This is a genomic window from Vibrio sp. 1727 (genome assembly GCF_033344415.1).
GTDB classification, from domain to species: Bacteria; Pseudomonadota; Gammaproteobacteria; order Enterobacterales; family Vibrionaceae; genus Vibrio; species Vibrio alginolyticus.
In genome coordinates this window covers 43,056-51,143 of record NZ_JAWPOT010000027.1, presented here as the reverse complement: position 1 = coordinate 51,143, position 8,088 = coordinate 43,056, and the positions used below count along the sequence as shown (strand labels likewise).

At 45.6% G+C, this 8,088-nt stretch carries 8 protein-coding genes and 1 tRNA gene; 3 read left to right on the top strand and 6 right to left on the bottom strand.

Annotated features, from left to right (window positions below):
* Positions 1–2 precede the first annotated feature (2 nt).
* The 6 genes from R8O10_RS20760 to lolB form a co-directional block, all read right to left on the bottom strand.
* Positions 3–76: transfer RNA gene (locus tag R8O10_RS20760), tRNA-Met, on the bottom strand.
* Positions 77–360: 284 nt separating this feature from the next.
* Positions 361–1,452 (bottom strand): redox-regulated ATPase YchF, encoded by a 1,092-nt coding sequence (ychF, locus tag R8O10_RS20755; RefSeq protein WP_005393178.1) that lies wholly within the window; start codon positions 1,450–1,452, stop codon positions 361–363.
* 10 nt (positions 1,453–1,462) lie between these two features.
* On the bottom strand, positions 1,463–2,053 hold the full coding sequence (pth, locus tag R8O10_RS20750; protein WP_005384112.1) for an aminoacyl-tRNA hydrolase: 591 nt from the start codon (positions 2,051–2,053) through the stop codon (positions 1,463–1,465).
* Positions 2,054–2,204: 151 nt separating this feature from the next.
* Positions 2,205–3,149 (bottom strand): ribose-phosphate pyrophosphokinase, encoded by a 945-nt coding sequence (locus R8O10_RS20745; RefSeq protein WP_005393176.1) that lies wholly within the window; start codon positions 3,147–3,149, stop codon positions 2,205–2,207.
* A gap of 27 nt (positions 3,150–3,176) precedes the next feature.
* Complete coding sequence (gene ispE, locus R8O10_RS20740; RefSeq protein ID WP_374041272.1) at positions 3,177–4,064, bottom strand: 4-(cytidine 5'-diphospho)-2-C-methyl-D-erythritol kinase; 888 nt, start codon at positions 4,062–4,064, stop codon at positions 3,177–3,179.
* Complete coding sequence (gene lolB / locus R8O10_RS20735; protein WP_085570134.1) at positions 4,046–4,684, bottom strand: lipoprotein insertase outer membrane protein LolB; 639 nt, start codon at positions 4,682–4,684, stop codon at positions 4,046–4,048. The genes ispE and lolB overlap by 19 nt, the downstream gene beginning before the upstream one ends.
* A gap of 134 nt (positions 4,685–4,818) precedes the next feature.
* On the opposite strand from lolB, the gene hemA reads away from it, so the two are divergent.
* Genes hemA through prmC form a run of 3 tightly spaced genes read left to right on the top strand, consistent with a single transcriptional unit; the run spans position 4,819 to position 8,051 of the window.
* The gene (gene hemA / locus R8O10_RS20730) at positions 4,819–6,075 is read left to right on the top strand and encodes a glutamyl-tRNA reductase (RefSeq protein WP_005384104.1); all 1,257 of its coding nucleotides are present in this window, start codon (positions 4,819–4,821) and stop codon (positions 6,073–6,075) included.
* A gap of 29 nt (positions 6,076–6,104) precedes the next feature.
* Complete coding sequence (gene prfA, locus R8O10_RS20725) at positions 6,105–7,193, top strand: peptide chain release factor 1 (protein WP_005382222.1); 1,089 nt, start codon at positions 6,105–6,107, stop codon at positions 7,191–7,193.
* A 3-nt stretch (positions 7,194–7,196) separates the two neighbouring features.
* Positions 7,197–8,051, top strand: a complete 855-nt coding sequence (gene prmC, locus R8O10_RS20720; RefSeq protein ID WP_017634841.1) for a peptide chain release factor N(5)-glutamine methyltransferase — start codon at positions 7,197–7,199, stop codon at positions 8,049–8,051.
* The last annotated feature ends 37 nt before the right edge of the window (positions 8,052–8,088 follow it).

The following is an 8,088-nucleotide window of genomic DNA, read 5'->3' as shown; positions in this document are numbered from 1 at the left end:
GGTGGCTACGACGGGATTCGAACCTGTGACCCCATCATTATGAGTGATGTGCTCTAACCAGCTGAGCTACGTAGCCAAAACCATATTTTTTGTTCTCAACGCTTTGTTGCCTTGTCGTTGGGAACGGCGCGCATTATGCGAAGTTGAGTGAGATCCGTCAACAGTTTTTTTTAATAAATTTCGGAAAAAACCTCGTTCGCTTCCTTTTTAAACAAAGAGGCGTGTTTATGATCTAAAACTGGAAATAAATTAGCTTGCAGTTGCGTAATTTATTTTTGTTTATTTACTTAAGGTATTAAAAAAGCCAGCTTAACAGCTGGCTTTTAGTGTAAATGAAGTGTTTAGAATTCATTCATTTAATTAAACATTGAAGCGGAAGTGTACAACATCACCATCTTTTACGATGTAGTCTTTACCTTCTAGACGCCATTTACCTGCGTCTTTTGCGCCATTTTCACCATTGAATTGGATGAAATCGTCGTAACCGACTACTTCTGCACGAATAAAGCCTTTCTCGAAGTCAGTGTGGATCTTACCTGCCGCCTGAGGCGCAGTTGCACCAACAGGGATTGTCCAAGCACGTACTTCTTTAACACCTGCTGTGAAGTAGGTGTGTAGAGTCAGTAGTTCGTAACCAGAGCGAATTACACGGTTCAGACCCGGCTCTTCGATCCCCATATCTGCTAGGAATTCTTCGCGATCTTCATCTTCTAGTTCAGATAGTTCAGATTCGATAGCTGCACATACAGGTACAACGACATTGTTTTCTTTTTCTGCGAACTCACGAACCGCATCTAGATATGGATTATTTTCGAAGCCATCTTCGTTTACGTTTGCAATGTACATAGTTGGCTTCAGTGTTAGGAAGTTTAGATAGCCGATTGCTGCTAACTCTTCTTTAGATAGCTCAACTGTGCGTGCCATGCCGCCTTCAGTTAGTACTGGTAACAGTTTTTCTAGTACGGTTAGTTCAAATTTTGCGTCTTTATCGCCGCCTTTTGCCTTCTTCGCGTTACGTTGAATCGCTCGCTCACAAGAATCTAGGTCAGCCATTGCAAGTTCGAGGTTGATCACTTCGATATCTTCGATAGGTGAAACTTTACCTGAAACATGAACAATGTTTTCGTTTTCAAAACAACGTACAACGTGGCCAATCGCGTCTGTTTCACGGATGTTAGCTAGGAATTTGTTACCTAAACCTTCACCACGTGATGCACCAGCAACAAGACCAGCGATGTCCACGAACTCCATCGTCGTTGGAAGAACTCTCTGTGGGTTAACGATCTTAGCTAGTGCGTCTAGACGTAGATCTGGCACAGGAACCACACCAGTGTTTGGTTCAATGGTACAGAACGGGAAGTTTGCTGCTTCGATACCCGCTTTAGTTAGTGCGTTGAACAGAGTTGATTTACCTACGTTAGGTAGACCAACGATGCCACATTTAAAACCCATGATAGTAACCTTATTCAGCTTTGAACGTGTGGAGGCGATTTTGTGCTTTAGATAGGCCATCCTTAATCAGGATATCTAGACAACGAACAGCCTCATCAGCTGCTGCATCTAAAAGCTCTTGCTCTTTAGCTGGCGCTTTACCTAATACAAAACCCGCCACTTTATCTTTGTGTCCCGGATGACCAATGCCAATACGAAGACGATAAAAATCTTTGTTATTGCCCAGTTTGCTAATGGTGTCACGCAGACCGTTGTGTCCACCGTGCCCCCCACCTTTTTTAAACTTAGCGACACCTGGCGGTAAGTCTAGCTCGTCATGAGCAACCATGATCTCTTCAGGTTTAATTTGATAAAATTTCGCAAGCGCTGCGATCGATTTACCTGATAGATTCATGAAGGTGGTTGGGATAAGCAAACGGAGATCCTGGCCATTGACCATAATGCGTCCTGTTAGACCAAAAAACTTTGGTTCGTTCTTCAGTGTAACGTTGTGAACGCGTGCTAATTCTTCTACAACCCAAGCGCCCGCATTGTGACGAGTTCTGGCGTATTCTGGTCCTGGATTAGCAAGACCAACAAGAAGTTTGATTTGTTGACTCAAGGTTAGGATCTCTCTGGAATCTCAAAAAGCGCAGTATGATAGCACAGAAAACTCGCGGTGGGCGACCAAGGGATTTTCTAGTTATCAGTACAAATAAAAAAACACCCCAAAGAGGGGTGCTTTTGAAATCAGTGTAACTGAAATGTTCGTATTAGTTGAACATTGCAGAGATTGACTCTTCGTTGCTGATACGACGAATCGCTTCAGCCAGCATGCGAGATAGGCTTAGTGTTGTCACTTTACCTGTTGCAGCCATCTCTTTAGACAGAGAGATAGAGTCAGTTACGATAACTTGGTCAAGAACTGAGTTCTTGATGTTATCCGCAGCGTTGCCTGAGAATACTGCGTGAGTAGCGTAAGCGAATACACGCTTAGCACCGCGCTCTTTTAGTGCTTCAGCTGCTTTACATAGTGTGCCACCTGTGTCGATCATGTCATCAACGATCACACAGTCACGACCTTCAACATCACCGATTAGGTTCATTACTTCAGAAACGTTTGCACGTGGACGACGCTTATCTACGATTGCGATGTCGATGTCGCCTAGTGCTTTTGCTGTTGCGCGAGCACGAACAACGCCACCTAGGTCAGGAGATACCACTACAGGGTTATCTAGACCGCGAGCCTGCATATCTTCAAGTAGCACTGGCGTGCCGAAGATGTTGTCTACAGGTACATCGAAGAAGCCTTGAATTTGCTCTGCGTGTAGGTCGATAGTTAGAACGCGGTCAACACCAACGTTAGATAGGAAATCAGCAACAACTTTTGCAGTAATTGGCACACGCGCAGAACGTACACGACGGTCTTGGCGAGCGTAGCCGAAGTAAGGGATAACTGCAGTGATACGGCCTGCTGAAGCACGGCGCATTGCATCAATCATAACAACCAATTCCATTAGGTTGTCGTTAGTCGGTGCACAAGTGGATTGAATGATGAAAACATCGCTACCACGAACATTCTCATTGATTTGAACTGCAACTTCGCCATCAGAAAAGCGAGAAACAGATGCATCACCAAGAGAGATGTAAAGACGATCAGCAATACGTTGGGCTAGTTCAGGTGTTGCGTTACCAGCAAATAGCTTCATATCAGGCACGGTGGAAACCTCGGGTTTGCGTCCAGTTTAAATAGGTCGGTGTGAGGCTGATTGGTATTCAGCCAAAGTCTCTTTTAATGGCGAAATATTGCGCCCTTGAGCGACAAATGCCGAGACTTTATCAGAGAGTTGTGCAAGGATAGTTTCTGCTTCAGATTTGCTCGAAAATTCAGCAAAAACGCAAGATCCTGTCCCCGTCAATCTTGACGGCGCGTATTGTAGCAGCCAAGAAAGTTGCTTATCAACCTCTGGGTAGAGCATTCGTACAATTTTTTCGCAATCGTTTACGCTTGGCGTATTTAAAAGTGTTTCTAGATCTCGTTTTGGGGTGTTTCGCGTCAAATCTGGATGACAAAAAACGTCGACGGTTGCGATAGATACATTCGGTCTGACGACTAAATACCACTTTTCTTCGGGATAAGCAGGAGAGAGTCTTTCACCAACACCTTCAGCAAAAGCTGCAAATCCGCGCACAAATACGGGCACGTCTGCGCCCAGTTTTAAACCAATTTCAGCCAGTTCGTCGTCAGTTAGATTCAGTTGCCATAAGTAATTCAGTGCCACTAATGCTGTAGCTGCATTCGATGAGCCCCCACCAATGCCTCCACCCATAGGCAGCACTTTCTGTAGCTCAATATGCGCGCCAAAAGGGCAGTTTGAGTAAGCTTGAAGCGCGGTTGCTGCTTTCCAAATTAAATTGTCTTGAAGAGGCAGACCTTCTATCTCTGGAGAAATTGTAATATCACCAGAATAGTTCGCTTGAATAGTGAGCTCATCGCCGTGATCGACGAATTGGAATAAGGTTTGTAACTCGTGGTAGCCATTCTCTGTACGGCCGTTGATATATAGAAAGAGATTCAATTTCGCTGGTGATGGCCAGCGTGTTGAAAGTTCAATCATTGGGTGATGTTCCATTTTGTGATCACTAGATTTATTTTGACATCAGCTGTGGTGAGTTTCAGCTTATTTGGCAGAGGGAGAGACTGTTCATGCCATTGAACGTCGCCATATCGTTGATATGCAATACTCCAATCATTTAAACCAATTTGTTTGTTTAACGCTTGCAGTGTATTGGTTGGAGACAGTTGGAATTTGTCGGCATCGGTCGGTAGACCTAATAGCCAGTCAGGCATGTGTTCGACGGGCATCATCAACCCTGTAAGACGGTAAATCAGCTGGTTAGCACTGCGAGAAGAAAGGACCTGATCGTCGTAAGTTTCTACTGTGGCGCCTTGTGGGGTGATGGTGAGCTTTAATGCCGTTTGTCCGAGAATCGTTGTTAAACGCAACTGGCTTAGTGCTGAAGAATGTTTCCAGTAGAAGTTTAAATTTTGTCTTTGGTCTGGGCCAATATAACCAAGTTTCCCCGTTGCTTGAAAATCTTGGATGGTTTCGAGTCGCTGCTCATGAGCTTGCCATTCAACGCTGGTAACACTTTCAGGAACGGACGAACAACCAGCGAGCAGTAAGCTCGACAAGAAAAAAAGAATAAAGGAGCGTAACGTCATGTTTGATGGCTTATTAATCAGTTTCATCGGGAATCGCTCACAACTATAGCATTGAAAAGTCGCACTTAGGAAAACAAATCCGGCTTACCCTTTCAATAAATGCGTGCTTACAGTAAAATTCTGGACCTATTTTATAACCTATCCCAGAGATACCACGTTAGATGTCCTTGCTTGCTATTGGAATTAATCACAATACAGCGTCTGTCGACTTGCGAGAGAAGGTGGCGTTTGGTCCGGATAAACTCGGCCCTGCACTCGAGCAACTTAGAGAGCACGAAGCAGTTAACGGCAGTGTGATTGTTTCAACCTGTAACCGAACTGAGTTGTACTGCGATGTTAAGCAAGGAGCGCGAAACAAGTTGATCGATTGGCTTGCTCAATTTCATCAAGTGAGCCGCGAAGATTTAATGCCGAGTTTGTATGTTCATGAAGAACAAGCTGCAATAAAGCATTTGATGCGCGTATCGTGCGGTCTTGACTCTCTGGTGTTGGGTGAGCCTCAAATTTTGGGGCAGGTAAAGCAAGCATTTTCTGACTCGCGAGATCATCAAGCTGTCGATGCCTCGATTGATAAACTGTTTCAAAAGACGTTCTCAGTCGCCAAACGGGTGAGAACAGAGACAGATATTGGTGGTAATGCCGTGTCCGTGGCTTATGCGGCATGTACACTGGCAAAACATATTTTTGAGTCGTTATCAGATTCAACCGTGCTTTTAGTTGGTGCGGGTGAGACGATTGAATTGGTCGCGAAGCATTTAGCGTCCAACGGTTGCACAAAAATGATTGTCGCGAACCGCACTAAAGAGCGCGCGCAAGGCTTAGCGGACCAATTTGGCGCAGAAGTGATCAGTTTGAACGAAATTCCTGAACATTTGGCGAAAGCGGATATTGTGATTAGCTCAACGGCGAGCCCATTGCCTATTATTGGCAAAGGTATGGTCGAAACGGCTCTAAAGCAGCGCCGGCATCAACCTATCTTGTTGGTCGATATTGCGGTGCCGCGAGATGTGGAGTCGGAAGTCGGTGAACTGAACGACGCATATCTGTATTCTGTTGATGACTTGCAATCTATCATCGACAGCAACATTGAGCAGCGTAAAGTCGAAGCGATTCAAGCTGAAGCGATTGTTAGTGAAGAAAGCGCTGCATTTATGACATGGTTGCGTTCACTGCAAGCCGTCGATAGTATTCGCGACTATCGCAAATCAGCCAACGAAATTCGTGAAGAGTTACTGAGCAAAAGTTTGCAATCTTTAGCGGCAGGCGCAGATCCGGAGAAAGTGCTGCGCGAGCTGAGTAATAAACTCACCAACAAACTGATTCACGCTCCAACTCGCGCATTGCAAAGTGCAGCAGAGCAAGGCGAACCAGCAAAATTAACGATTATCCGCCAAACACTTGGCTTGGATGATCTATAACTCACGCTTTTTATTAAGAAAACGACACTATGAAAGCCTCTATTCTGACTAAGCTAGAAACGCTAGTAGAACGTTACGAAGAAGTTCAACATCTTCTTGGTGATCCTGATGTAATTGGAAATCAGGACAAATTCCGTGCTCTATCAAGAGAGTACTCTCAGCTAGAAGAAGTAACCAAGTGCTTCCAAGCTTATCAACAAGCACAAGAAGATCTTGTCGCCGCTGAAGAGATGGCAAACGAAGACGACGAAGAAATGCGTGAAATGGCGCAAGAAGAAATCAAAGAAGCGAAAGCGACGATTGAGCGTCTTACTGATGAGTTACAGATTCTTCTTCTGCCAAAAGATCCGAACGATGATCGTAACTGTTTCCTAGAAATTCGTGCAGGTGCGGGTGGCGACGAAGCGGGTATCTTCGCGGGTGATCTATTCCGTATGTACAGCAAGTACGCAGAAAAGCGTGGCTGGCGCATCGAAGTCATGTCTTCAAACGAGGCAGAGCACGGTGGTTACAAAGAGATGATCGCGAAAGTAAGCGGCGACGGTGCATACGGCGTGTTGAAATTTGAGTCAGGCGGTCACCGTGTACAGCGTGTTCCAGCAACAGAGTCTCAAGGTCGTGTGCATACTTCTGCTTGTACAGTAGCAGTAATGGCGGAAATCCCTGAAGCGGATCTGCCAGAAATCAAAGCAGCAGACCTGAAAATCGATACGTTCCGTGCATCTGGCGCGGGTGGTCAGCACGTTAACACCACGGATTCTGCAATCCGTATTACCCACTTACCAACGGGTACGGTAGTAGAGTGTCAGGATGAGCGTTCACAGCACAAGAACAAAGCGAAAGCAATGGCGGTTCTTGCTGCTCGTATCGTTCAAGCGGAAGAAGAGCGTCGTGCCGCAGAAGTGTCTGATACACGTCGTAACCTTCTAGGTTCTGGTGACCGTAGTGACCGTATTCGTACCTACAACTACCCACAAGGTCGTGTGTCTGATCACCGTATCAACCTAACCATCTATCGTTTGAACGAAGTGATGGAAGGTGACCTGCAAAGCTTGATTGATCCTGTGATTCAAGAGCACCAAGCAGACCAACTTGCGGCGCTCGCAGAGAACGGCTAATCGATGAGCCAAGTTCAATCGATTGAGCAAGCACTGAAAAGTGCGACGGCGAAACTGGCAGAAGGCGGCAAAGAGTCGCCTTCTCTCGATGCAGCTGTACTCCTTTGCCATGTCCTTGGCAAACCACGAACTTACCTGCTGACCTGGCCAGAAAAAGCGTTAGAAGCAGAGCAAAAATCTCAGTTTGACGCTCTACTTGAACGACGTTTAACTGGTGAACCCGTCGCTTATATTATTGGTGAGCGAGAGTTTTGGTCTTTACCGTTCAAAGTTTCTCCCTCTACCTTGATCCCAAGACCGGATACAGAACGTTTGGTCGAGGTTGCACTCGATAAGACCTACGAGCAAACTGGGCCTATTTTAGATCTTGGAACGGGGACGGGGGCAATTGCTATCGCACTCGCATCTGAAATGCCAAAACGTCAAGTGATGGGCGTAGATCTCAAACAAGAAGCGAAAGCACTTGCAGAGTACAATGCTGAGCAGCTAAACATCAAAAATGTGACCTTTGCTCAAGGCAGTTGGTTTGAGCCTATTACAGAAGGTACGAAGTTTGCTTTAATTGTCTCCAACCCGCCATATATTGATGAAAAAGATCCACATTTATCCCAAGGTGATGTGCGCTTTGAGCCAAAATCTGCATTAGTTGCTAAAGAGAATGGCTTAGCTGATATTCGTCATATCTCGGATCTTGCTCGTCAGTATCTTGAAGTGGGCGGTTGGCTGGCATTTGAACATGGTTATGATCAAGGTGAGGCGGTGCGTGAGATAATGCGTGGCTTTGGTTACCAACAGGTCGCTACGGAAAAAGATTATGGCGGTAACGATCGAGTAACGCTTGGTTGTCTGGCCAGTTAATCATGGAAGTCAGCAAACACTAACTAAAAAGAGAAGA

Bases quoted from the DNA above. Each gene is read 5' to 3' on its own strand.
- prmC (WP_017634841.1), top strand. From the start codon at position 7,197: ATGAGCCAAGTTCAATCGATTGAGCAAGCACTGAAAAGTGCGACGGCG.
- ychF (WP_005393178.1), bottom strand. From the start codon at position 1,452: ATGGGTTTTAAATGTGGCATCGTTGGTCTACCTAACGTAGGTAAATCA.
- hemA (WP_005384104.1), top strand. From the start codon at position 4,819: ATGTCCTTGCTTGCTATTGGAATTAATCACAATACAGCGTCTGTCGAC.
- prfA (WP_005382222.1), top strand. From the start codon at position 6,105: ATGAAAGCCTCTATTCTGACTAAGCTAGAAACGCTAGTAGAACGTTAC.
- ispE (WP_374041272.1), bottom strand. From the start codon at position 4,064: ATGGAACATCACCCAATGATTGAACTTTCAACACGCTGGCCATCACCA.
- lolB (WP_085570134.1), bottom strand. From the start codon at position 4,684: ATGAAACTGATTAATAAGCCATCAAACATGACGTTACGCTCCTTTATT.